Below are 26,509 nucleotides of genomic sequence, written 5' to 3'. Positions count from 1 at the left end.
AAATATAGTGTAACCGGATTATAATCATGATGAGCCATCAACAAAAAAGGTTTTCAGCAAACTGAAAACCTTTACACAATAATTATAAAATATTCTTTAGGGTTGGTAATAAAACTTACAGTTCTCGGTCTGTTTATTACCATTGGTAACTTGTAATATATACATACCGGCAGTAAGCCCTGACGGCAATACGAGGTTAAACACACTATTTGAACCCGTTTGCTGAATGGTTTGGCTAAACTGTACTTTACCTGACAGGTCTACTATCCTTGCCGTATACTTACCTGCGGGTTTATTCAATAACTGCAGGTTTAACCGCCCTCCGTTTGCCGGGTTAGGAGCAATAGTAATAGCTGGTTTTGTATTTGTATCAACTACTTTAACAACAGATGAATATTTTGCAATGCCCGATAACTCTTCTGATTTGATCCTGTAATAAACAGCGTTTGTCCACGGTTCTGTATCCTGGAATGAATAAACCGAAGCACCTGCAGCATTTACATAACCAATGGGCGAGAAAGTATTACCGTCAGCAGATCTTTCAACCACATAACGCAGGATATCCTGTTCCATACCCACTTCCCATGATACTGATACCCCGTTAGTTTTGTTTTCCGCATGAATACCCGTAAAACTTACCGGCAAAGTAATGGCACAGGTAACCCCGACGTTCCAGGTGGGAGCATTTACAAAGGAACCGTTATAACCGTGGCCTGTTCTGTCTGTAACAGTAGTACCACTTCCTTCTTCAAAATTATAATTAGCCAGCAAATTCGGGCTGGTAGTACCAATATAACAAGTGTTCATGGATGCGGCAATTTGGGCACCGGTCCTGGCTGTTCTCCATATCCTTACTTCGTCTATTCGCCCGGTAAAGGCCTCACTCAAAAGATTGGCCCCTATACGTACGGGGTTAGCCGACGATACCAGGGTGCCACCCGTTATAGTTGCGGTGCCGTCCAGTACCCCATTAATATATACCCTTAGCTCACTTCCATCCCAAACACCAGCAAGGTGTGTCCAGGTATTTAAAGGCACCACTGTACTTCCGTTCACCGACCTTAATGCACCATTACTGATCCAAAAAGCCGGTCGGTCATTATCAACCCGCAGCAGGAACTGCATCGTGCCGCTTGTATAATTTCCCACAATAGTGGGAAGAAAAGGGCGGGCTGTCATGTACACCCAGGCTTCCGCTGTTATGGTATTGGTTCCTGCCAATACTGTATTCATGGCATTGCCTATTTGAACATATTGCTGGGCAGATGCATCAAACTGTAAGGAACTTTGAGAGAAGGAAGTATAAGAAAGGCAGAGCGAGGTGAAAAACACCAGGATTTTTTTTTGCATAATGGTTAAGTTGGCTTGATTAAGACAACAAAATAAATAAATATTTAAAATATATAATATACTAATTTTCAGTTTTGTAAATATTTTTTAGGAATATGATTACTGGTAACCTGTAAAAATATTTATACAAAAAAGCAGTTCATTGCCGAACTGCATCTGTGAAAAGAGCCCGATCAAAATACCGGGCTCTTCCATTTCAATGATATTTTTTAGCTGATTATCTATTGCAACACGATCTTTTTACTATCATCCTTTGTTCTTAATGTATAAAGTCCTGCGGGGTTCCTTTGTACAGGAATGGATATTAAACCACTGGCCTGCTGCTGCTGCCATATTAAACGCCCCTGCATATCGTAAAGAAATAAATCGGCCGGTTGGTGAAGTTGCACTTTTATGATCCCGTTTACTACCGGGTTTTCTTTTATAACAAAGGCCGGAGAACTGTTAGTAAACTTCACCAGCTGAATATCTGTAAAACTGCTTTTCTCATCCAGGTCTGTTTGTTGAATGCGGTAATAATTAACACCGTTAACCGGGTACAGGTGTGTATAGTTATAATTACGGAGTGCGTTACTGTTCCCTGCAGCAGAGATAACAGCTATATTATTCCAGTTACCTGTTCCTGTTTTGTGTTGCACCACAAACTCCTTTGTGTTTTGCTCTGTGGCTGTACTCCAGTCAAGCGCAATATGATCACCTTGCTTGCCGGCCGTAAAAGATGCCCAGGTGACCGGTAGTGAGGAGGAAGAAAACAGGCGGAAATTATCAAATGCCATAGCTCCCGGTTGCTGGTTGTTAAGAAAAATATTAAAACGCAGGTCCAGCGTGTTTCCGGTACCCGGAATATTAGCAGTTATCTCGGACAAGGTATTTCCTAAAGTATTGGCGCCTCCATCCCCTATCCTGTCACCGTTCAGATCAAAACCAACTGTGCCTCCATTCGCCGTATTGTCATTACAATGAACACCCACAATTTTGATCCAGGCACCTCCATCAATACGATAGGAAACAGCCATTGAATCCGCAGACGGAAGAAAGGGTAAGCCTTGGAATATGGCTGTGGAATTTGCTCCAAACAACCCCCTGAAAGTCATTCCTGTTTTTCCTGTAATATTAATTCCCGACCAGGTAATTGACTGAGCTGCACTAATGGTATTATTGCCTCCGCATCCCGGGCCTCTATCAATATCCATGGCTGCCCAAAATTTAGTGCCTGAAAAACCGGAAAAAACGATCGGACTTATTTCCGCCCCGGTCGTTCTTTTAAAATAAGCTAGTGTAGGAGTAGTACAACTGATAAATTCGGCAATTGAAGTTACCCGGCTGCCTGATGAAGGTGAGCCCGCATCCTCAAAATTATCTGACCAGAATTGAGTTTGGGCATCAACATTCCCGGTTACAAAGAAAACAAGCATTAATAAGGAGTAGATTTTTTTATACATGATATATTGATTTTTAAATATTAAAATACCGGTTCACCGGCTTTTGCAGAAACCGGCACGCATAAGTTATATTGACCAATTAGGAGAATCTTTACGCTGGGGCTTATATTAAAATTTCGTGTCGGAACATAATATGACCCCCAAAAAAAATAAGCCACCGTTGATGATGACCGGGAAGTGGGACCCGAAACCTTGGGATTACCTTTACTACAGCTTCGGATGAGTTTGAAGGTGTTGTTCGCCAACCGGGGTGGTACATAAAACCCGGAACAGGTAAAACTGACCATTGAAGCACAAAAAATCTTCATTTGGGCTGGTTGATTTAGAAGTAGGCTGATATTCAGTTAAAAAAGGGAGAAAATAGATGGCTTGTTCCGTTATTCTCTTACCAAGCATAATGATATCAAAACTACTATGCTGCAACCGTATAAGGCCGGGAAAAAGGCGTGACAAGGCAGGACAAATCAGGGACAAAGCCCCTTTTTAGATCGGTTTATCGTTGAAAGCTAATATTTTAGATGCGGATGATCGTATCAATGAGTTCCTGGTCGTTAGACAAACCTATTTTTTTGTAAAGCCGGTACCTGGCTTTCCTGGCACTGTCCACTGTAATATTCAGGGCCTTTGCCATATCTGTAATGCTATGGTTTAACTTAATTAATGCCGAAATACGCAGTTCGTTCTGGTTTAATGCCGGAAACTCCTCTTTCATTTTTTCAAAAAAGGAAGGATATACTTTCGAAAACAATAAAAGGAACTCATTCCAATAAGCATCTGAGTGCAACTTATTGGAGGATATCATATCACGCAATGCCGTGATATCTGTAGATTTCTGTGTGTGCAGCTCCTTTACAATCTTTTCATTCTCCACCTTTAACCCATCAATTTCCTTTAGCAGCTGCTCTTTTTCTCCTGGTTTAAAAGCAGGCAATATAACGTTGTTGTTACCGGCCGGCAGGGTGGTTTCACTGACTACTGTTTCCCCATGCTTCTCTAGCTGCTGCTTTTTACTTTTTTGCCGGGAGAAGAACGATTTAAATACGGTATAACCCAGTATACCTGCCAGTATCAATATTATTACCTGGTATATTTTTGTTTTTTGGTTTGCAGTTTCCAGATCCTTGTTTACTTTATCAGTAGCTGAAGCTTTATATTTCACCAACTCCTTTTCCAGGGTTTTATCTCTTTCTTTTATATAAATAGAATCTTTCCATTCATAATATTTCCGCAGGTATTTATTAGCTTCTGCAAAATTACCCTGCCTTTCATTGAGCAGGGCCAGGGTTTCGTAATTATCTCTTATATCCGTTGTCAACTTTAAAGCCATGCTTTTTTGTAAAGAAGAGCTGGCATATTTGAAGCAGGAATCGTATTGTGCATTATCCAGGAATATTTTACCTAAATTAAACTCCAGGTGGGCTAAACCGGCTTCATCTTTAAGACTGGTGCGTATAGCGTGACTTTTATAAGCATATTCCAGGGCAAGTTCCTTTTTTTGTGACTTGAAATAACACCATGAAAGGTTTGAAAAAATCAGTCCTAAAGCAGGTTGATTACCGGTTTGCTGATAATAAGGCAATACCTCCAGCAAATACCCGATGGCTTTACCAAAGTTGTTCAGATGCGCTTCCGCATTAGATATATTAAATTTGATCATGGGTATATCTTCTGCCAGGTTATACTTCTCCGCTTTCAGCAGTGTACGTTGCAGATGCTGCAACATATCTTCATAACGGTTTAAAAACTGGTAGAGGTTGCCCAGGTTCATGGCGGCCCGCACTTCAATATCCCTGATCTTGTTTTTTTCGCATACCTCAATAGCCCCGGTAAAAGAAGCTGCTGCCAGGTCATAATTGCCCGTCCGTTGATTGGCATTACCAATACTTAACAGGAAAGCTGCTTTTTGAAGCGGTACACCAACCTTGTTCAATAAAGGCTCTAACGCTTTTGCTTTAGCCAGCGTAGTAGTGAACTGGCCCTGTATATTTAATGCGCGGAGCTCTTTCAGTTGTAAAGCCAGTTCTTTGTCAGGGTAATTTCTTTTTTGTGCAATGACTACGCCTTGCGCTACCCAGTCTGTCACCAGTGAGGGCCGGCTTTCCATATTCAGATCAATAAGCTCGTTCAATAATTTTAACCGGGTACTGTCATGATCCGCCTGCTCAATATTCTTTAAAATTTTCCCGGAAAGTATGGCCACGCTATCTGTTGCCGGAGACTGTCCATAATGAATGATACTTATGAATGAAAGGCAAAACAATAAAAAATAAGTCCGGCAGTTCGCGTACATATCTGGTAATAAGAGGGTAATAAAGCAATATAAAAAGCACCTGGATGAACAGGGAAATGTAAATATGAGTAAAAATATTAATACTTAAGCATGCAATATGTATTTATACTACCAAACTCCTTATTACCGGAAGTCACTTAACAGTTTTTGTACCCGCCTGTTGTCGTTTTGTATGAACAGTAAATACCTATCTTTATTACAGACACAGGTTTATACTTATGGCCAGGGCCTGTTTTATTTTGTTACTACAAATACTATGCAGATGAACACCGGTATCAAGCAACTGATAGATTCAACAGATTATGAGGGACTAAAACTAATGCTTGCGCAGGATCCAAAACTGGCAAATGAAGCAATTCCTTATGATGAGATAAATACAACTGTGGCACATCCGTTACACCGGATATGCGATGGTGTTTTTTCAAATACCTACACCGATGAACAGGCGCTTGTCATGGCAAAAATATTTGTTACGTATGGTGCCAGGATCAACGGCAATGAAATGATCACAGAAAAAGACACACCTTTAATTGCCGCCTGCAGTTTATACGCCGATAAGGTTGCCTTATATTATATAGAACAGGGTGCTGAACTGAACCATCCCGGATGTTATGGCGGTACGGCATTACACTGGGCCGCCTGGTGTGGCCGGCCCGGGGTGGTAGAGAAACTGGTACAGGCAGGAGCAGCTATTAACCAGGTTTCTATTAAGTATCACTCAACCCCGCTTATATGGGCCATGAATGCGTTAAAAGAAAACACCGGAAAAAACATAGAACAATTTGTAACATGCATCGATATACTCATAAATTCAGGCGCTGACAAAACCATTCCGGATGCAGATGGAGAAATTTTTTTTGATTATTTAAATGATGAACAATCGGGATTAAAAGATTTACTAAACTGAGTAATGCAGGTATACCTCTTTTAAATGTTGACTGACCTGTACAGCAGACATTTTTGCCAATAGTCCGGCACTGTATACATGAGCCATATTAAAAAAGCTCCGTTGTTAACAAGGGAGCTTTTTTAATATTATTGGGCTTTATTTATTGCACTACCACTTTTTCTGTCTTTTCGCCAAGGCGTACAACATAAGTACCCGGTGTTAGGGAAGCCTTATTTAAAGTAACCGTACCAGGTTGTACCCGTTGCCGGTGAATGATATGGCCGCTGCTGTTAGCAAGTATCACTACCCCTTCTTCGGTAACCTGCAATTGAATGGACTGTTTTGCAGGATTGCCCAATACGCGGAAGCCGGCTGCCTGGTCATTTAACCTTACCGATTGAATAGTGCTATAGGTTTCTTTTCCATCCAAATCGCGTTGCAGAATACGGTAATAGTGTACACCACTCCCGGGTTGCCGGTGGGTATAATTATAGTGCCGCCGGGTAGTGCTATTGCCTGCCGCAGCTAAAGTATGAAGTGATACCCAGCCCGATGCAACAGATGGCTGTTGGCTATATTGCACCACAAAATCACGGGTTTGATCTTCCTGTGCCGTGCTCCAGTTAAGTTGAATATCCGATTGCTGCGCTTTAGCCGTAAAGCCGGCCCAGGTTACAGGTAGGCTAATAATAGGATTATTGCTCGTATAGTTAGACAAGGTACCACCGTTTAGGCCCATATTATTAAGTGTTCCGTTATTATTCCCCCTGCTATCAATAGCAACAAGCAGCCCGGTATTGTTACCAGCCGGAATACCTGCATTGAACTGGTAATAACTAACCAGGCCGGTTGCGGTAACCGGGTCTATTTCGCTATTCATATTTGCCTGTATCTGTGCCTCTGTACGGGCGACGTTCCATACCCTCACTTCGTCCACTCTCCCGTCTAACCCCAGACCACCTGTAGTCCATACAGCTCCGCCGATATTGAATAAATACGGAGATGATCCGTAATTACCTGTTGTTAGCGCCGCACGGGCCCTTTCAATACCATCCACATAAATTAACACATGGGTGCCATTACCCACGGCAGCTATATGGTGCCAGGTATTCACAGGAATATCAGTAGGGGTAAAGGCCCATGTAAGATTATTTACGCCAGCTGCAACCCAAATAACCAGTGCCCCGCTGTATATACCAAATTCCAACAGGTCATTCTGTCCAAAAAGGCTTTGAACACCACCAGTGTTGCGAAAGTTAACCCAGCCTTCCATTGTAAACGCCGCCATGTTATTCATACTGAGGGGAGTACTTACAAAATCGTCACCGCCATCAAATGCCAGTGCATTAGCTGCACGAATGATCGGGCTACTGGTCCAACTGGTTCCTCCTTGTATAGTACCATTGAGCCCGGTGAAATTGGTTGCATAGTTGTTGGCAGTGGATCCGGAGTTGGTCAGGAAAGGATAATCTATAACGAGGCCCGCACTGGTCGGTCCATCCGTCAAGCCGAATACCGTTTGCTTAATGCTGCTGAGCGGGCGGGCTGTATTCCAAATCCTGAAATTATCAATATGTCCCTGGAAAAAATGTGGGATGCTGGTACGGTTACCAATACGTAAGGTATGTGCATTAGCGGTCAGCGTTGCCGGCGCTGTAGCCGTAAAAGAACTGGCAGCATTGAGATATATGGTAACGGATGTACCGTTTTTAACCATGGATACATGCGACCACCGGTTTAAAGGAACAACAATTCCTGTATTGATCCAGCTCCAGTCGTTTCCGTCACCGTTTGCACTTAATGCATAGCGCAGGCTTCCATCCGGAAAACGGCTGAGTTCATAGCTATTCTCCTTATTAAAGATCATGGCTCCTTCGCCACTGAAACCATTGCCGGTTGGATAAACCCAGGCTTCAATGGTAAATGCAGCACTAAGGTCAATGGCATTATTATCGGCTACTTCAATGTAACCCGAACTACCATTTAAAGAAAGCGCATATTGTTGAGAGTAACCTGACAATGTAGCCAGAAGAGAGGCAGTTAGTAAGAGACGTTTCATTCGTGGTTTGTTAGTTAAGGTTGTAAATATAATAGAAAAGTTATTTATATAATAAAATGAAAAACAATTAAATAATAATTTTTAAAAATATAATATGAGACATTGGCCTTTCCAATGGAGATGGCAGGATAAATATTGCACCAGTTAACAGGCTAACCCAACAAAAGGCTATTTTTCAGCCTAGCCGCAGTAATGCTGATCTAAAGCAAATCAATTTTGCTGAGCTTAAAACTCCACCCCGAACAACGGTAGTTTAATTTATTCCAGAAAAGACCAGGCCTTATACAACTTTTTCCTCAACGCCAATTAGTATCAAACTCCAATCTTTAAACAGACCTAAAGCAAAAAAATCTTAAACACAGAGCCAACAATGTTTTCTTAACTTAAGTGAACGAGTTATGTTGTTTGGTAAATCCACTTTTGCAGTATCTCTTAACATTAAGTAAAAAAATATGCAAAAGAAAGTTTTCGGGATTGGACTTGTCCTAGTATTGATAAGCAGTATACAGGTGAATGCACAATATGCCAAACAAGACAGTACTTACAGAAAGTATTTTATAGGCAGTACCCTATTTATGCTGGCTAATCTGATACCTGATAATAATAAGCCTGAAATGGTTTACCTGAACTTTGGTTATCGCATTACCCGTAAGGATGTAATTTCACTTGAACTGAAAACCTGGAAATATGGCTGGCCGATTGGTATTCCTTATGGAAAATCATATGAAGCAGCGGGAACAGGATTCCCGGGTTATATTCGTGAACATGGATTTTCGCTTGCTTATTACCGGTTTTTATGGAAGGGCCTTTTCGCCCAGGTTGACGTAATGCCTGCCTGGCAAACCTTTGTTAATGATAACGGCAGAAAGATTGACAAAGGCTTTCAGATTTTTAATACCTATTCTGTGGGTTATCACATTAAGCTTTTCAGGGACAGGTTTTTTGTACAACCTTCAATAGCCATAACACATCGTCCTTATCAATCAAAAATGCCAGATTCGTTTAAACAGGTTGACGATAAATGGCCAAGATTTTTCTTCGGGCAGCCGGGATTGCATTTTGGGGTAAATTTTTAAACCGGTCATTATTAATTGCAAGCAATTGGTTGGTTGCATTGTAGCAGGACAATTGATACAGTGATAAAGTGTTATTTGCTTATTCATTCTCCAGGTAATCAACCGCATACTGTACCCAATCTTTTACAAACCTGTCCATAAAAATATCGGGCTGCAATCCAATGTTATCTATGGGGAAATCCGGTAATCGCAAAGAACGGTACGTAGGTAATTGTAAAAGATATTCCGGGCATCCAAAGTCAAACATTCGTGCAGCAGCATAATCCAGCCCTCCCGATGTTACGGTTCCCATTACCTTTACCTTTTTACTTTGCTTAGCCCGCATTACAAGATTTTCAGCAGCGCTTCCCACCCTCTTATCAATCATCACCACTATGTTCCGTGGGCTTTTCTTAGCTAAATCCACTTCCTGTATTGAAAACGGGTTATCACTCACGTTTACGAATTTTCCCATATTCTTTTCAAAACTGTTAATCCACCCCCGAACCTTTTTTATTTCGTCTTCCATTCCCTTCTTGTCTTTTATTGTCTTTATGTACCCTTCAAGCCCGTCGATCAGGGTTTGTGTAGCTAAATATTCTACACCAACGTTTCTGATTGAATGGGTCATAATATATGGCAGTAATTTTTGATACGCATTATCAGTGCCACCTGAGTTTCCTCTGATATCAATCACCAGGTTTTCACTATTTTCAATGAGGTTAAGATGCTCTTCCATCATATCATTGATAATTTCCACAAATGGATAATCAAAATACGGCAGCGTAATGATTGTAGTTTTAGCAGAAAGCTGTTTTACAGAGAATCCATAGAATGTCCCGACTTTATTCCTGATCTGCTTTTCTGAGAATCCAGAAGCGGGGCTCTCTTTTATAAAGCTGCTCCTCGCCTCTTTAAAATAGATGATATTGTCATTAGAAATCTCATAGGTGCCGGTCTTTTTGGTTTTATCAAATGTATAGAACTCAAATGTACGGTCTGCAAATAATTTGAACTTAATTTCTTTCGGTTGCCAGAAGCCAGTATTAGCAGTGATAACAAAGCCAGTATAGTCATTATTACCCGTTGGGGTAATACCTATTTCATACACTACACCTCCAGTCCATTCAAAACGGTTCTTCCATATTCCTGCAATCGGGTCTTTAGAAGTTTTTAATTGCTTCCGGAATTTATCAATATCAATATCTATAAGCGCTGTTGTAACGCTGCCCTTTTTGTTTATGGTAGTTGCAGGATTTATCCAGATATGCCCATCTCTGAAAAAAGAAGTATATTTTTTCAACACTTCAAAACACGATGATTGCTCCATCGTTTTTGCTTCTTCAGCCAGTTGTTTTTTAAAACTATTATAAAGGACTTTATCTTTTGTCTTTTGTTCAAAACCCGGATAATCACTTTCTATTTTAGCAATCAGGTTACTCAATGCAAAATCACAATGACATTTTACCTGACCAGATATATTTCCTGCTACAAGCAGGGTAAACAAAATTATAAATAGGTATTTCATGTAATTCCAGTTCTAATTTCTTATGATGTCCAAGCCTCTTTCTGGCACAAAGAAAAAGATAAAGAACTGTCAAAAATTGTAAAAATCGTTCACCCTTATTTCTTGTTATAAATCCAGGCTAAGGCATTGTGCCGGACTGAAACTTTATCACATAATTGCCTTGGAGAACAACCAGAAAACAACCTGAAATCATTGATGAAGTGAGCCTGGTCATAATATTGGTTTAAATAGGCAATACTTGTTAATGAATGTTGCCTGTTCAGCATTTCATTCAAAGCACTTCTGAAACGTATTGTTTTTAAATAGGCTTTAGGACTTTGCCCCAAATGATTGTTAAATAGCCGGAATAAGGTTGGCGTACTTATTACAAGCATCTTTGCCAACGCTTCAACAGTTAAATTGTCATCATTGTATTTTGAAATAAAAAACAATGCTTCTTTCAGTTTATTCGGTATTTCAAACTTTAAATTACATACCAGTAAATGTTCAATTATTTCAGCTCTTTTTGAGAAATCGCTTTCCTCAAATATCTTTTCGAAAACAGCAGTATCTGCTACTGAAAAAATATCGGAAACATTATCTGCAAGCATCAGATCATTATATTTTTCACCACTGAAAGCCCGTAAAGCAGAAGGATGGAAAATAATACAAATCTGATCAAGCGGGGAATTAACATCCACGCTAAAGGGCATTTTATGAAATCCATAAAATTTACTTGCAAAACTTGTGTTCCCTTGTTTTATTATACAACTGTTACCGGTTTTACTAGTGATATAGTTAACATTGTTTTCCTTATAAATGGCAAGACATAGGTTACTGTTAGGGAATGTGGTATAGTGTAAAAAATCGCTGTCAGTCTTTTTGAAAAAAAGGAAATACTGGATATATTGTTTTAGTATATCTGTCCGGGGTTTAATAATTACTGATTTCATTCTACTTTACTTATCTATTTTGCACTTATCAGTTTGATCGGTGATAATTTGACGGCGATAAAAATACGAACTAAATCCTTCGTTATGTCCAATCATCCTCTTAAAGCCTGACCAGGCTGCGTTTTTTAACAATATCTATTTGTTGCTATAACTGAGTATGCCTGCAAGGAGTTTTTCAGAAACTCAGGGGGCCGTCACCATAAAGTTGTTTTCAATAATTCATCTAAATGAAACAAATTTTGCATCAGGATAATTATCAGCACCAACAGTTCATAAATAACATGCCCGGCTATGTTAAGCTTTGTTATCCTGTGTTCTTTCTCCAAACCGTTGCTTAAAAATTTCAGGAGACATTATTTCCATTCGGCCCTGTTTATAATAAAACTGCTTTCCTGTTTTTCAAACCCAACTTTAGGATAGTACTCCATGGCAGTAGGAACTGATAATAACAAGATCATGGATTGATTGCCGACTTTTTCCTTTGTAAGATTAATAAGTTGCCGCCCAATGCCCGCTTTTTTATAGTTATCCCTAACGGCAAGGTCTGAAAGATAACAAGCCCAAACCCAGTCAGTAATTGAACGGGAAACACCCACTAACAAATCATTGTCCCAGGCGGTAACAACCAGGTTAGCATTATCGAACATTTGCTGTATTCTTTCTTTGTCGTTTGTTGGTCTTGGCAGGCCTGCATTGTCATATAGTTCAATTACCTGGTCTGCTGAAGGTTTTTTGTCAAAACAATAGGTTATGTTCATATTATGCTAGTGTTATTTAGTATTTGTTGATAACAGGTTCAGTAATTGAAGCGGTTGGTTATTTACTGCCCCCACTATAAAATTCTTTCGGTTTACTTTTAAATTTATTTATTTTTTGGGTATTAGGACCATTTTTTCCCCTGATCAAAAATTATGATCAAATTGGCTTAAACGCGTTAAAAAATATACATTTAGCCAATTTTAATATTCAATTTGGCTAAAAGTAACAAAAAAAATAACTTACAGCCAAATTGAAGGACATGCAGCTTATCGGGAGGAAAAAGGAATCAGCAATACTATCCGGCCTGAAAACCGGCGATTCATCAGCATTCGTTGCCGTTTATGGCAGAAGACGGGTTGGTAAAACCTTCCTGATCCGTACGGCTTTTGATAACCAGTTTACGTTCCACCTTACCGGGATGGCAAATGTGAATATGGCTCAGCAGCTTACTAACTTTTCAGTGGCCATAAAGAGGTATGATCGTTCCACCGAACTGCAACCACCGGCAAAAACCTGGCAGGAAGCATTTGAACAATTAATCAAATGGCTGGAGAAAAGTAAGGATAAAAAAAAAGTGGTCTTCCTGGATGAACTTCCATGGCTTGATACTGCACAGTCAGGATTTATACCGGCACTGGAACATTTCTGGAATGCCTGGGCAAGCGCAAGAACAGATATTATCCTGGTAGTATGTGGTTCAGCGGCGGCCTGGATGATCAATAAATTAATCAACAGCAAAGGAGGACTTCACAACCGGGTTACCCATCGTATCAGGCTTCAACCTTTTACGTTGTATGAATGTGAAGCATTTTTTAAGGCAAAGTCTGCAGGTTTTGACCGCTACCAAATTATCCTGTTATACATGGTGATGGGGGGAATACCGTTTTATTTAGACCAGGTGAATATCGGTCTCAGTGCGGATCAGAATATTGACCGACTGTGTTTTACTCCGGATGGTTTGCTAAGGGGTGAGTTTGACAACCTGTACCACTCCCTGTTTCAAAAAGCGGAAAGGCATATCTCCATCATAGAAGCGTTGAGTAAAAAAGGAAGGGGACTTACCCGTGATGAATTGCTGGAAGCTTCCGGAATGCCCAATGGGGGCGGCACAACCCGCATACTGAAAGAACTGGAAGAAAGCCACTTTATCCGCAAATATGTTTCCTATGGTAATAAAGAAAAACTAAGCCTTTACCAGTTATCAGATCCCTACTCCCTTTTTTACCTGCGATGGATAAGAAATTCCAGTACCCTGGATGAAAATAACTGGATAAACCAGCTTGATAGTCCACAGAAAAGAGCCTGGAGCGGGTATGCGTTTGAACAGGTTTGCCTGGAGCATATTGGACAAATAAAAAAAGCATTGGGTATAGCGGCCATCCAGACTACCACTTCTTCATGGATCAGCCGGGACAAAGATCACGGAGCACAGGTGGACCTTGTAATTGACCGCAGGGATAGAGTGATCAATCTTTGTGAAATGAAATTCTCTATTCATCCTTTTACCATAACAAAAGGATATGCAGAAGAGCTGGCCGAAAAAATACGGGTATTTCAAGAACAAACAAAAACCACCAAAGCCATTTATCTTACACTGATAACAACCTTTGGGTTAACTTCAAATGCCTATGCATCATCAATGGTTAAAAACAACTTTGATATGGATATTTTATTTGATCAGTAAAAAACCAAATGCTTTTTGTGACGAAATAGTTTATCATTTCATAAAATCCGAATTTCAAACCATTACGGTCAACAGGTTATTGCAAATGTGCTACTATAAAAATTTCAGCAAATGATCCAAATAAAAAAAGGCAGCATTCCTGCTGCCTTTTCAATTTCAGTCGGGAAGACAGGATTCGAACCTGCGACCCCCTGGTCCCAAACCAGGTGCGCTACCGGCCTGCGCTACTTCCCGATCCGTTTAATTGGGGGGCAAATGTAGTATTTAATACAATATCCACCAACAAAAAATCAGATTTTTAATAAATGGGGCTTGGTCAGGTATAAATTCATGATCAGCTCGCCGAAAATGGTATTGGCCCAGGCAAACCATTTACGGGTAAAGTTACCCGCATCGTTTTTATGGAAGGATTCGTGCATAAAACCTGTACCGCCATGCGTGGTCTGCAGCATTTTTAAACAGGCTTTTATTTCGTTCACATCCTGGCTGGTTTTTGCCCTCATTACAATACTCATAGGCCAGATCATATCCAGGCCGCAATGTGGCCCGCCGATGCCCTCACCGGCCTTTCCTTTGAAGAAGAAAGGATTTTCCAGTGATAACAGTAAACGCCTGGTATTCTGGTACAGCGGGTCTTTTACATCCATAGCGCCCAGATAAGGCAGGGATAAAAGCGATGGAATATTGGCATCGTCCATGATCAGGTGACTGCCATAACCATTTACCTCAAAAGCCAGCACTTTACCAATGGTAGGATGTACTACTTCGGCATATTTCTTCAGGGCATTACTTACCTCAATGGACAAGGAAGAACATTCATTGGCCAGGGCCGCATCCTTTGAAATTTTGGAGACCATCTCCGCTGCCTGTTTTAAAGATACTACCGCGAAATAGTTGGACGGTATCAGGAAAGAGAATACCGTGGCATCGTCACTGGGCCTGAAGATAGAGGCGATCAAACCCACGGGCTTTACCGGGTAACCATAACCGCTGATGGGTACACCATCGGTAGCCCAGGCCGTTTCACGCTGGAAGGTATAAGGCCCCAACCCGTCTTTACGCTGCTGCTCTTTAAAAGTTTGTACGGTTAATTTAATGGCCTGTTTCCAGTTGGCATCAAAGGGTGCGGTATCACCCGTTTCTTTCCAGTAATGATAGGCCAGGCGAATGGGGTAACACAGGGAATCGATCTCCCATTTACGCTCGTGTATACCCGGCTTCATATCGGTGATATCCGTTTTCTTCCATTTACTTTCCTTTTTGCCGTCCTTATAAAAAGCATTGGCATAGGGGTCCAGCAAAATACATTTTGTTTGCCGGTTAATTACCCCGGCTATTAACTGTTGTAAAGGTTTATCGTTTTTCATCAGCGATAAATAGGGCCATACCTGGGCGCTGCTGTCGCGCAGCCACATGGCATCAATATCGCCGGTAATAACATAGGTATCCGGGCGTCCGTTTACGGTACTGTGATCCACCGTTGTATCGAGTGTATTGGGAAAACAGTTTTCAAACAGCCAGCCCATTTCGGGGTTGCTGGTAGCTAAGCCGTCTTTTACTTTTTTGATCATCTCTTCCACGGCCGCACTGGTAAAATGTCTTTCGGCCAGTGGCGGACGTTTACTTTCAAAAGTATTAACAGCGCCCTGTGCAAATAAACTACCGGGCTTTACGGCCATGGCGGCCGACATGATACCCATGGTCTTTAAAAAATCTTTCCTGTTCTGATTCATATCACTAACTATTTAAGCATTCGTTTAATAATCGTTATTTCCGGGTGAGGGATAGCAGTGAAAAGCCCGGAGCCACGAGGAACGAGTGGCGAGGACTTGCAACGAATAGCCCGACCCGAGGTACGAGGGGCACCTCCAAATACCCATCTACTCCATTATCATCACTGCATATCTATGTCATCCATCCTCATTATCACATCAGCACATCATCAAATCAGCACATTTCCCTAAGGCCTGTCCTCCGGCTTCACCCCAAAACTATCCGATGGTTTATTACCCATGGTAATTTGCAGGTTACCACCGGCTGCTATATCCTTAAAGCTGATATAGGATTTGGTATAATCTTTACCGTTTAGTTTAATGCTTTGAATATACTTATTTTCTTTAGCCTGGTTTACCACATCTATGTTAAATGTTTTTTTATTGCCCACCTGCAGTACGGCTTTGTTCATTAACGGTGAACCGAAAATAAAAATGCCCTGCGCCGGGTTAACGGGGTAAAAGCCCATGGCGCTCAGTACATACCAGGCGCTCATTTGCCCCGCATCTTCGTTACCACATAAACCATCGGGTTTGGTGGTATAAAAAGTATCGGCCACCTGGCGTACAATATCGGCCGTTTTCCAGGGCTGGCCACCATAAGCATATAAGTAAGGTATATGATGATTGGGCTCGTTGCCGTGTGCGTACTGGCCGATCATGCCCGAAATATCCGGTGATGCTTCGGCACCCAGCTGCGCATGCGTGGTAAAGAAGGTATCCAGCTTTTGTAAAAAGCCCTGGTCGCCGCCAAACAGTTGTTTCAGGCCATGTACATCCTGCGGTACCAGCCAGGTGTATTGCCAGGCATTGCCTTCGCAATAGTCGTTATCGCGGTGTTTTGCTTCCAAAGGATTGAAAGGAGTGCGCCAGCTGTCATTGCCCATACGACCGCGGAAATGCCCGGTGCTTTTATCAAAATACAGTTCGTATAATTTGGCGCGTTTGGTAAAGTAATCGGCATCTTCCTGTTTGCCCAGGTCTTTTGCCATGGCTGCAATTGCCCAGTCGCTCAACGCATATTCCTGCGCTTTGGCCACCGACTCCCTCACGCTATCGGCCGGTATGTATTGCAGTTTCTGGATAAACTGTATACCATCCGTTTGCTGCATGGCCGATTGTTTAATGGCTTCGTAAGCCAGGTTCACATCATAATCCCTGAAACCTTTTAAGTAAGCATCTACAATTACCGGAATAGCGGGGTAACCTACCATAGTATTGGTTTCGTTACCGTTTAAATGCCATACCGGCAATTTGCCCTGTTGCTCATATATTTTCAGGAAAGAGCGTATGATATCATTTACCCGCTGCGGCTGTACCAGTGTCATTAACGGATGCAGGCCACGGTAGGTATCCCATAAAGAGAAAAGTGTATAGTTATCAAAGCCGGGATCGGGGTATATTTTTTTATCGGTACCCATGTAACCCCTGTCATGATCATTGAACAGGGAGGGAACGAACATGGTATGGTATAAGGAGGTATAAAAGATGGTCTTTGTTTCCTTATCTGCATCAAACTGTATGGTACCTAACTGGTCGTTCCATTTTTTACCGGCATCCTGTTTTATCTGGTCAAAGTTCCAGTGACTGATCTCGGCATCCAGGTTAGCCAATGCTTTTTCGCTGCTGGTTGGAGAGATACCCACTTTCATTTTGATGGTGGGTTGTTTAACCGCATCTACAAATAATAATGCTTTTAACTGGCGACCGGTTACATTTTTACCGGTTAAGGCAGCTGTACTGTCGAATAGTTGAATATTGGTAGCAGGTTGTGCTAATTTAATAGCGAAGAACACCCGCTGGTCAGGCGCCCAGCCCTTTGAAAAACGGTACCCTAAAATGGTAGAGTCGTTCACCACGTTAAAGGCGGTCTCTACAGGTTTATCCCAGCCCATGGCATAAGCCAGGTCAACCAGTATATGAGCGCTGTCGGTTTTATCAAATTTGTATTCATGAAAACCTGCTCTTTCGGTAGCCGTCAGCTGAGCCTGTACTTTATATTTATCCAGGTATACGCTATAGTAACCCGGTGCTACTTTTTCATTTTCTTTCTTAAAAGTGGAGCCATAACCCGAAGCTTCATTTTCAAACTTCATAGGTGTTAAAGCAGGTGTGCCGTTTGCCGGTAATACCAGTATATCATTCAGGTCGCTGATGCCGGTACCGCTTAAGTGCGTATGAGCAAAACCCAGTATTTCTTTACTGATATAGTTATAACCGCTGCACCAGTCCCAGCCGTTGAATTTATCCCAGGTCTGCATAATATTCACCGGGCCCAGCTGTACCACACCATACGGCACATTGGCGCCTACAAATACGTGGCCATGGCCTTCGGAGCCGATATAGGGGTTCACATATTGGGTGTAGTTAGTGTCTGTAGCAGCTGTTTTTGCCGTGCCGCCGCAGGCATTTAACAGTACCGTTACCGTGGCTGCCGATGCAACCCATAAAGTTTTTGACCATTTATTCTTCATTCCGTTGTTTTTAGTTTGTTATGCCGCAATGCTTGCTTATTGATGTCCATATTTATGATGAACATCCCAGAGCGATTTTATTTTTATCTGAACCGGCTTGCCTTTTAATGCCTTAAGGTCGAAAATAATTTTCTTTTCTTCCCCTGGTTGCAGGTCAAAGTAGTTATCGCTTAACCTTTCCAGGTTACCGGCTATATCCACAAATACATATTTGGCAAAAGCCGTTGCTTTTAACGTAATGGTATTGCCGCTTACTTTATAAGTAATGTTAGGGTTCTGCAATTGCAGGTCTTTCGGACGCACTTTATCCCTTGGCGGTAAGTTATCGCTGTAGGTATGTTTTACCGCATACCAGGCCGCTTTAGGCGCCCGGTTATAATAATCGGTGATACTCCAGCTGGCAACCGGCCAGCAATCATTCAACTGCCATAATAAAGTGCCCATGTTATATGGCTGGTGACTACGGTGTATAAGTATCATGTTTTTAAAACCATAATACTGCACACATTGGGTCAAATAGGTATAATCCTCCACTGACATTTTATCGATCACTGCACTATCGATCATATACCCTTTTAAATAGTTGTTCAGCTTCCAGAAGCCCCTGCCCGCTTTCTGGTGATGCTCCAGTACATCGGAGTAGAGGTAACGTTCCTGTGGCTGGGTATACCATAATACACTGCTGTAATTAGGCATGGCCTGCATACCATATTCGCTGATAAAACGGCCGGTTTTTGTTTCAAACACTTCAAAATCCTCACCACCCCACCAGGTACCCCAGTAATGGCTATCGCCTTCGGTGATACTGGCCGGTACCGACCAATGGTAACGGGGTGAAGTAGATACATAAGGTCTCTGCGGGTCCAGTTCTTTTACCCAGGCCGCAATACTGTCTTTGAACAATCTTTCATAATCACGTATCAGCCTTACCGAATCCTGTTTGGAGATACGGAAACTCTGGTGCCAGCCCCATTTGTAAAAAGCTTCTTCCATTTCGTTGTTACCGCACCAGATGACAATGCTTTTGTATTTGCGTAAGCGTTTAACCTGGTATTTTACCTCTTCCTTTACATTATCAAAAAAAGCTTTATCACCGGGTACCATGGTGCCGGCAAACATAAAGTCCTGCCATACATATATACCTAAAGAGTCGCACAACTCATAGAAGTAGTCATTCTCATAAATACCACCGCCCCAGATGCGTAACATATTCATGTTAGATTCCTTGGCCATGATGAGCATTTTGCGGTAATCATCTTTGGTGGTACGGGTAACAAAAGCATCCATGGGTATATAGTTGGCGCCTTTCATATAGGTAGGTTTGCCATCTATCTGTAAATAAAAACTGGTGCCTTTATCATCCGGCTTTTCTATTAAAGCCACATCTACCGGTACTTTATAAGGTTTTTCGGCAGGATAAGTATCATACGCCTCAATGCGGATGGGCTGCCAGATACCGGCTGTTGTTAGTTTCGGGCCCCAGTCCCAGCCAAAATGATATTGTGCCTTGCGCACATAAGCGCGGGGGTTATCAGGTATTACATATGGCAGGTCGGCCTTGGCCATAGAATCTACCCGGTTTTGAGCCGAGTAAAAAACAATATGCAGTTTGTTATTGGCCTTTTGCAAAAAAGGTTTGATATTAACCCGCCACTGCCGGAACATATTATCAGCCGATAATACGAGTTGGTTATTCAGGTAAACAGCGGCATAGGTATCCAGGCCGTCAAAAACCAGGTCAATGTTTTTTGCAGCCATGATAGCCGGGTTCGTCACATTAAAACTGGTGCTGTACTCCCAGTTCACCCTTTCAACCCATTGTACCTTTTTTTCATTATCCCGGTAATAAGGGTCAGGGATCACTTTATGCTGCATCAGGTCCAGGTGCACTTCACCGGGCACTTTGGCGCTTAACCAGGAGGCATCGTCTTTTTGACGGAAGAACCATTTTTGACCGGACCCGGTAAGCTGCTGTACCTGCACCTGGCCATATACCCACTGGAAACTGATAGCGAAGAGTAAGAAAAAACAAGCAATACTTTTTTGTAACATATTATTTGCGTGATTTAGCGATTTTGCCGGGGGCAAACAGGTTAAAACAACGGTTCAAGATATTAAAAAATACCGAACCGGTGGCTTTATTTGAACAGTTGGACAGCCCCGGTTTTTTGTTTAAAAAGTAGCCCTTTCCTTACCGCTCTGTTAAACCAGCCTTGAGCCCGGTAATGTAGAAAACGTTTAAAAGTAGAAAACGGGGGGATGGGGGAGAGAAATTTGGAAATTTGGTAATGAGATAATTTGAAAATGAGATCGGTTCGCCAGGTCATGATGTAGGTTAAAGTATAATAAAAAGCCCTGCTTCCTCACGAAAGCAGGGCTAACAAACAAACCGCAAAAAATCCGCTCTTAGTTATAAAGCCATCCTTATACATGTTTGGGGGTAAAGCCGTCTTCACTCAACTGGCGGTGCTCATAATCGGCTACCATCAGTTCATCAATGGACTGTGGCTTTTTACCCTTATTGAATTTTGTGATCAGTTTATCAAAAATGGCGTACATCACCGGTACTACGATCAGGGTGAGGAATAAGGAACTTAACAGGCCACCGATGATTACCCAGGCCAGGCCGTTTTTCCATTCGGCGCCGGCCCCACTCGCCAGGGCAATGGGTAACATACCGATCACCATCGCGATCGTGGTCATTAAAATAGGACGTAACCTGGCATGGTTGGCCTGTATCAATGCATTATAAGTTGTTTCTCCCTCGGCCTTACGCTGGTTGGTAAAGTCAACCAGGATAATGGCATTCTTCGCTACCAGTCCAATTAACATGATCAGGCCAAGTATGGTAAAGATGTTCAGTGAATTATTGGTTAACGCCAGGGCTAATAAGGCGCCGATGATAGACAATGGTATAGAGAACAGCACCACAAAAGGATACACAAAGTTATTATACAATGCCACCATGATCAGGTATACCAGTACAATGGCCGCTAATAAAGCAATACCCAGTGAGCCAAAACCTTCGCTCTGGTTTTCCATATCACCACCCCATACATAATTCACACCGGTAGGACGTGGCAGCTTATCCACCTGCTCACCCCATTCTGCTGCAATGGTACCGGTTGGGCGGCCCACGGCCTGCGCCTGCACCGTTACCGAAGTACTTTTATCCCTGCGCTCCAGCATGCTGGGGCCTGAGCTTTCAGTTACAGTAGCAAACTGTGATAATTTTATCTGGGTTCCTTTATTATTTACAAATAACAGGTTGTTTACATCATCCACACTTTGACGGTTGAACTGGTTAAACCTGATATTGATATCGTACTCATATTCACCCGCACGATATTTACCATTGGTATTGCCACTGAAGGCTGTTTGCATGGTAGCGCCTACGGTTTGTAAGGACAAACCTAAGGAAGCCATTTTATCCCTGTCCACCTTTACGCTGATCTCGGGGTTACCGGCTTCCACCGACAGTTTCATCTCCGATGCACCTTTGATCTGCGATAAAGCGTTCATGGATGTTTTGGCAAAACTCATTACACTATCCAGGTTAGGACCGGTTACCACCAGGGCAAGCGGCGCCTGCTCAGCAGAACCTAATATACTCACAGGTACGGTTTTCACTTTAGCACCTACCAGTACATTTTCAATCTCGCGTTTGATCTTGGCCGCATAGATATAAGAGTCATCCTTACGGTCTTTCTTCTCTACCAGTTGTACACTGATCTCTGCTTTGTAAGCAGTTGCCTGCGAAGCACCCATACCACCATCGCTGGACTGGCCCACCGTAGAAATAATTCTCACCACTTCGGGTTTGGTACGCAGGAAGGATTCTGCCTTTTGTGTCATCAGGTTGGTTTGCTCCAGCGACACATCCTTCGGCATTTCTATCTGTACCAGGAATTCACCACGGTCACTTTTTGCAAAGAATTCCGCACCGATAAAGCCTGCCCCGATCAGCATGAACGAACCGATCAGTAAGGCAAATACAGCGGCCAGGGTGGTTTTCTTATACTTCAGGGCCCATTTTAAAATGCCGGTAATAAAATCGGTGAACTTGTTCAGGCCTTTTTCAAAACCCAGGATAATTTTCCCAAAAAGTCCCTTGCCGGTAATATGCTCCAGTTTACCAAAACGGGAGGATAACCAGGGAACAATGGTAAAGGATGACAAGAGTGATAATAAGGTAGCGATAGATACGGTTACACAAAACTCTTTCAATATATCAGCCGCTAATCCCGTGCTTAAGGCAATAGGAATAAACACCACCACAATTACCAGGGTAATAGATACAACGGTAAAGCCGATCTCCTTCGTGGCATCAAAAGCAGCCCTCACACGGTTCTTACCCATCTCCATATGGCGGTATATATTTTCCAGAACCACGATGGCATCATCCACCAATATACCTACCACCAGCGATAAACCTAATAAGGACATCAGGTTTAAAGAGTAACCCAGCAGGCTCATACCAATGAAGGTGGCGATCAATGAGGCCGGGATGGCCACCATAACGATCAGGGCATTACGGATACTGTGCAGGAAGAATAACATCACTATTGCTACGAGGATGATCGCTAATACCAGGTCAAAAATTACCGCATTAGCCGATTCCAATGTATATACCGAACTATCATTCGCGATACTGAGTTTTAAATCAGCCGATGCATATTCTTTATGTAAGCGTTCAATAATTTTTTGTACTCCCTCACTCACACTTACGGCATTGGCATCCGATTGTTTCATGATCTGCACCGCAATAGCGCTCTCCTGGTTAACCCTTGCGATCTTCTCCACATCTTTCTGTGCATCCTGTACATCAGCCACATCACTTAACCGTACCTGGCCACCGGCCGGACTGGTAGCTACTACCAGGTTCCTTAACTCATCAATGGTTTTAAATTTACCGGCCAGGCGGATCAGTACATCCTGGTTACGGGTTTGCACACTACCGGTAGGAAAATCGAGGTTGGCTGCTAAAATAGCCTGCTGCACCTGTAGTACCGAAAGGCCGTTAGCTTCCAGTTTGGCCGCATCCATGCTTACCTGTATCTCACGCTCCTGGCCACCTATCAGGTTTACCTGGGCCACACCTGGTACCCTTGAAATAACCGGACCCACACGTTTGTCCATCAGGTCAAAAAATGCCGCTTCATCCAGTTTAGCCGAGGCAGAGATGGTCATTACCGGTAAGTCGTCCAGCGAGAATTTATTCAGCGACGGAGGATCCACATCATCCGGCAGATCTTTTAAAATAGCATTTACTTTCCGTTGTGCATCATTCAATGCATTGTCAACATCGGTACCGCTGTTCAGCGTAATAATTACCGATGATAAACTTTCATATGATTTTGATTCCAGTTTTTTGATGTTCTCCATAGAAGAAACGGCATCTTCAATTTTCCTGGAGACCGTGTTCTCCACCTCGCTGGGTGAGGCTCCGGGGTATACCGTAGTTACCGATACCACCGAAGGCGAGAACTTGGGTAACAGTTCATAGTTGAGCGAGGTATAACTGAGTATACCGCCCAATATCAGCACCGTAAACAGTACAATTACCAGTGCCGGCTTTTTTATTGATATTTCAGCAATTTTCATTCTTGTATCTTTTATTAACCCGCTAAACGGGTGATTAATTTAGTTGCCCCATAGTTATCCCCTACACCTCATACCTTACACCCTATACCTCAGGCCTTTCACCTTATACCTTAAGCCTTATGCCTCACCCCTAAACCTTACGCCGCCGGGTAACTATACTTTCGCTTAACAACTCCTTATTTAATAATCGTAATTATACTTCCATCTGCCAGGTTGATCTGTCCACTGGTCACTACCAGTTCACCTTCCTGTAAACCACTTACCACTTCTACCTGCTCACCGGCTATACGGCCCGATACTACGGTACGTAACTGCACTTTATTATTGGCATCGGCCACAAATACCTGGTTATTACTTACACTACCCACAAAAGCGCTGCGGGGTACCAGTATCACCGGCTGTTGCTGCGGGAAACTGAACTCGGCAATACCATACATACCGGCTTTTAAAGATGTAGCATTGTTATTGGTGATCTCTATTTTAACCGGGAAATTCAGACTGGCATCTGCTTTGGGAGCAATAAATTTTACCTTACCCTTAAATTCCTGGTCGGGTAATACACTGGCTTTTACAGCTACCACATCCCCTACTTTTAAATTGGCCACCTGCGCTTCGGTAACGGCAACATCAAGGGTTAAGGTAGATACGTCAACAATTTCAAACAATTGTGTACCGGGCGCTAATACTGATCCGGGTTCTATCATTCTTTTATTTACAATACCGTTGATAGAGGCCCTGATATTGGCATCTGCTACACGGATATTTGCCTGTTTTACTTTTGCTTCCGCATTGGTCAAAGCCAGTTCGGCCTGGTCAACCTGCTGCTGGGTAACACCGCCTGTTTTAAAAGCGTTCTCATAACGTTGTTTATCTCTTAAAGCATTCTGGTAGGCTTCTTTAGCGGTTTGTACATCCACCGACAAGTTCTCGGTTTTTATCACCGCCAGGGTCTGGCCTTTTCTTACCATACTTCCTTCATCCACCAGTACACTGATCACACGGCCCGCCGTTTCTGCCGAGAAATTAAGTTCCTGGCCCGGGGCAAATTTTCCGTTGGCTAAAAAGTCAAGACTTAAAGGTGTTTTTTCCACTTTACTTACCCGTACCGCAATAGCAGCATTGGTCTGTGCCACCACAGCCGTTTTCTCATCATTTTTCTTTTTATTATTTATCATTACAAAGCCTGCGGTTGCCACCAGTCCGGCGATAATAACAATGGTTAATAAAATTTTTACAATCTTTTTCATGTAGTATCTGTTTTCGGTTTATTTGTTTGTTGCTTAAAAAATTAATTCAATAAGGTTCTTAACTGGCCTTTTGATTTGATCAGTTTCACTTCGGCTAAACGATAATCCAGTAAACTAACCGTATAGGTATTCTGGGCATCATACAAAGCCGTTTGTGCATCCAGCAGATCGGTTAAAGTAGCCAGTCCCTGTTGGTAATTATTCTGGGTATTGTCCATGACCTTTTGTGCCAGCTCAATATTTTTTTGCTGGTTGTTAAGGATAATGATGGAGTTTTTGATCTGTGTTTTGGCATTATCATAATCCAGGTTCAGGTTTTGCGTGGTAGCATACATATCTTCTTTCAGTTTGCCTATTTCAATATCCACCTGCTTGGTCCTGGCTTTTGTACCGTTACCGTTAAAGATGGGCACTTTTAAGTTCAACCCTACCGTACTTACATCAAACCAGTTGGCCCCCTGCGAAGCGCCTTTAAAAATGGGAAAGTCGTTAGACAGGCCCTGGTAACTGTAATTACCGGTTAAAGACAGGCTGGGATAATACTCCGCCAATATGGATTGCCTTTTTTGTTTTAATAACTCGTGTTGTTTTTCCAGTACCAGTACATTGGTGCGGGTATCGGTAGCAATGGTATCGGGCAGGTCAATGGCAAACACATCAACGGTTTTGTTCTCCATATCCGGAATAGTAATAGCCGTACCAATAGGCATACCTATAAAAAACTTTAACTGGTTTTCGTATTGTGCTACAGCGTTTAACTGTTGCTGGCGCTGGCTTTGCAGGTTAGATAATTTTACATCCAGCCTGTCCACATCAATCTTTTTTCCCAGGCCGTTTTCAAACTGGCCCTGTATCACATTGCGTACTTTTTGTGTGGTCTGTATATTACTGTCGGTAGTGGCTATCTGCTGGCGCTGTACCAATACCTGGTAATAAGCGGTAGCTACTTTTTCCAATACCTGTTCTTCAGTTAACTGGGCATTCAGCTGGTAAAACTCTTTGGTGGTTTTTGCCGCTTTCAGCCCCACAAATACCGATTGATCAAATAAGTTTTGGGTAAGCGATACGCCAACGTTCGCATTCCATTTCTGGCCAAAAGCCACCAGTAAGGTCTGGCCGGGGTTAACCGGGTTCAGCTCACCCGGTAAGGCGCTCATTTGTAACAGGGGGTTATAGTTCAACCCGCCCGATCCGCTGATCTGCGGCAAGGCCCTTGCTCTTACTTCATCAACCTGGTATTGCGAATTGGTAACATCCAGTTTTGCTTTGCGGGCATCGGTATAATGCGCCAGTGCATAATTCAAGGCGTTTTTCAGCGTCAGCGTTTCGGTATCCTGGGCCTGGCTTGCCGGTATAAACACCGCTATGGCCAGTAAGCTGAACACCGTTTTGCGAAATAGATCTTTTATCATGTTGTTTCAGGT

16 protein-coding genes and 1 tRNA gene are annotated in these 26,509 nt (G+C 42.5%); 3 read left to right on the top strand and 14 right to left on the bottom strand.

Features of this window, described 5'->3' with window-relative positions; translation table 11 throughout:
• Positions 1-96: 96 nt before the first annotated feature.
• The 3 genes from ACFS6H_RS06140 to ACFS6H_RS06130 all read right to left on the bottom strand — a co-directional run bounded on the left by ACFS6H_RS06140 (position 97) and on the right by ACFS6H_RS06130 (position 5,082).
• Positions 97-1,350 carry a LamG-like jellyroll fold domain-containing protein gene (locus ACFS6H_RS06140; protein ID WP_386096320.1) on the bottom strand — a complete coding sequence of 418 codons (1,254 nt, stop codon included), beginning with the start codon at positions 1,348-1,350 and terminating at the stop codon, positions 97-99.
• A gap of 221 nt (positions 1,351-1,571) precedes the next feature.
• Complete coding sequence (locus ACFS6H_RS06135; protein ID WP_386096318.1) at positions 1,572-2,792, bottom strand: T9SS type A sorting domain-containing protein; 1,221 nt, start codon at positions 2,790-2,792, stop codon at positions 1,572-1,574.
• A gap of 514 nt (positions 2,793-3,306) precedes the next feature.
• A complete protein-coding gene (locus tag ACFS6H_RS06130) occupies positions 3,307-5,082 on the bottom strand; it encodes a tetratricopeptide repeat protein (RefSeq protein ID WP_386096316.1) in 1,776 nt (591 codons plus the stop codon).
• 97 nt (positions 5,083-5,179) lie between these two features.
• On the opposite strand from ACFS6H_RS06130, the gene ACFS6H_RS06125 reads away from it, so the two are divergent.
• Positions 5,180-5,989 carry an ankyrin repeat domain-containing protein gene (locus ACFS6H_RS06125; RefSeq protein ID WP_386096314.1) on the top strand — a complete coding sequence of 270 codons (810 nt, stop codon included), beginning with the start codon at positions 5,180-5,182 and terminating at the stop codon, positions 5,987-5,989.
• Between the two features lie 142 nt (positions 5,990-6,131).
• Here the strand turns inward: ACFS6H_RS06125 and ACFS6H_RS06120 are convergent, their stop codons facing one another.
• Positions 6,132-8,030: a LamG domain-containing protein gene (locus tag ACFS6H_RS06120; protein WP_386096312.1), complete on the bottom strand. Its 1,899-nt coding sequence runs from the start codon at positions 8,028-8,030 to the stop codon at positions 6,132-6,134.
• Positions 8,031-8,482: 452 nt separating this feature from the next.
• On the opposite strand from ACFS6H_RS06120, the gene ACFS6H_RS06115 reads away from it, so the two are divergent.
• Positions 8,483-9,106, top strand: coding sequence for a hypothetical protein (locus ACFS6H_RS06115; RefSeq protein WP_386096310.1), 624 nt, complete (start codon positions 8,483-8,485; stop codon positions 9,104-9,106).
• Positions 9,107-9,185: 79 nt separating this feature from the next.
• Here ACFS6H_RS06115 and ACFS6H_RS06110 read toward each other — a convergent pair whose 3' ends face one another.
• The 3 genes from ACFS6H_RS06110 to ACFS6H_RS06100 all read right to left on the bottom strand — a co-directional run bounded on the left by ACFS6H_RS06110 (position 9,186) and on the right by ACFS6H_RS06100 (position 12,303).
• Positions 9,186-10,613 carry a S41 family peptidase gene (locus ACFS6H_RS06110; protein WP_386096308.1) on the bottom strand — a complete coding sequence of 476 codons (1,428 nt, stop codon included), beginning with the start codon at positions 10,611-10,613 and terminating at the stop codon, positions 9,186-9,188.
• 95 nt (positions 10,614-10,708) lie between these two features.
• Positions 10,709-11,545, bottom strand: coding sequence for a helix-turn-helix domain-containing protein (locus ACFS6H_RS06105; protein ID WP_386096306.1), 837 nt, complete (start codon positions 11,543-11,545; stop codon positions 10,709-10,711).
• A gap of 353 nt (positions 11,546-11,898) precedes the next feature.
• Positions 11,899-12,303 (bottom strand): GNAT family N-acetyltransferase, encoded by a 405-nt coding sequence (locus ACFS6H_RS06100; protein WP_386096304.1) that lies wholly within the window; start codon positions 12,301-12,303, stop codon positions 11,899-11,901.
• A 260-nt stretch (positions 12,304-12,563) separates the two neighbouring features.
• Here ACFS6H_RS06100 and ACFS6H_RS06095 point away from each other — a divergent pair, with 260 nt between their 5' ends.
• Positions 12,564-13,988 (top strand): AAA family ATPase, encoded by a 1,425-nt coding sequence (locus ACFS6H_RS06095; protein ID WP_386096302.1) that lies wholly within the window; start codon positions 12,564-12,566, stop codon positions 13,986-13,988.
• A gap of 160 nt (positions 13,989-14,148) precedes the next feature.
• Here the strand turns inward: ACFS6H_RS06095 and ACFS6H_RS06090 are convergent.
• The 7 genes from ACFS6H_RS06090 to ACFS6H_RS06060 form a co-directional block, all read right to left on the bottom strand.
• Positions 14,149-14,222: transfer RNA gene (locus ACFS6H_RS06090), tRNA-Pro, on the bottom strand.
• A gap of 56 nt (positions 14,223-14,278) precedes the next feature.
• The gene (locus ACFS6H_RS06085; protein ID WP_449343073.1) at positions 14,279-15,721 is read right to left on the bottom strand and encodes a glycoside hydrolase family 125 protein; all 1,443 of its coding nucleotides are present in this window, start codon (positions 15,719-15,721) and stop codon (positions 14,279-14,281) included.
• A 227-nt stretch (positions 15,722-15,948) separates the two neighbouring features.
• On the bottom strand, positions 15,949-18,234 hold the full coding sequence (locus ACFS6H_RS06080) for a GH92 family glycosyl hydrolase (RefSeq protein ID WP_386096300.1): 2,286 nt from the start codon (positions 18,232-18,234) through the stop codon (positions 15,949-15,951).
• A 36-nt stretch (positions 18,235-18,270) separates the two neighbouring features.
• Positions 18,271-20,286 carry a beta-mannosidase gene (locus ACFS6H_RS06075; RefSeq protein WP_386096298.1) on the bottom strand — a complete coding sequence of 672 codons (2,016 nt, stop codon included), beginning with the start codon at positions 20,284-20,286 and terminating at the stop codon, positions 18,271-18,273.
• A gap of 372 nt (positions 20,287-20,658) precedes the next feature.
• The gene (locus ACFS6H_RS06070; RefSeq protein WP_386096296.1) at positions 20,659-23,838 is read right to left on the bottom strand and encodes an efflux RND transporter permease subunit; all 3,180 of its coding nucleotides are present in this window, start codon (positions 23,836-23,838) and stop codon (positions 20,659-20,661) included.
• A gap of 176 nt (positions 23,839-24,014) precedes the next feature.
• Complete coding sequence (locus ACFS6H_RS06065; protein WP_386096294.1) at positions 24,015-25,085, bottom strand: efflux RND transporter periplasmic adaptor subunit; 1,071 nt, start codon at positions 25,083-25,085, stop codon at positions 24,015-24,017.
• Positions 25,086-25,126: 41 nt separating this feature from the next.
• Positions 25,127-26,497: a TolC family protein gene (locus tag ACFS6H_RS06060; protein WP_386096292.1), complete on the bottom strand. Its 1,371-nt coding sequence runs from the start codon at positions 26,495-26,497 to the stop codon at positions 25,127-25,129.
• Positions 26,498-26,509: the final 12 nt, after the last annotated feature.

Source organism: Terrimonas rubra (genome assembly GCF_042686025.1).
In the GTDB taxonomy this organism is placed as follows: Bacteria; Bacteroidota; Bacteroidia; order Chitinophagales; family Chitinophagaceae; genus Terrimonas; species Terrimonas rubra.
This window is presented reverse-complemented; position numbering and strand designations above follow the sequence as displayed.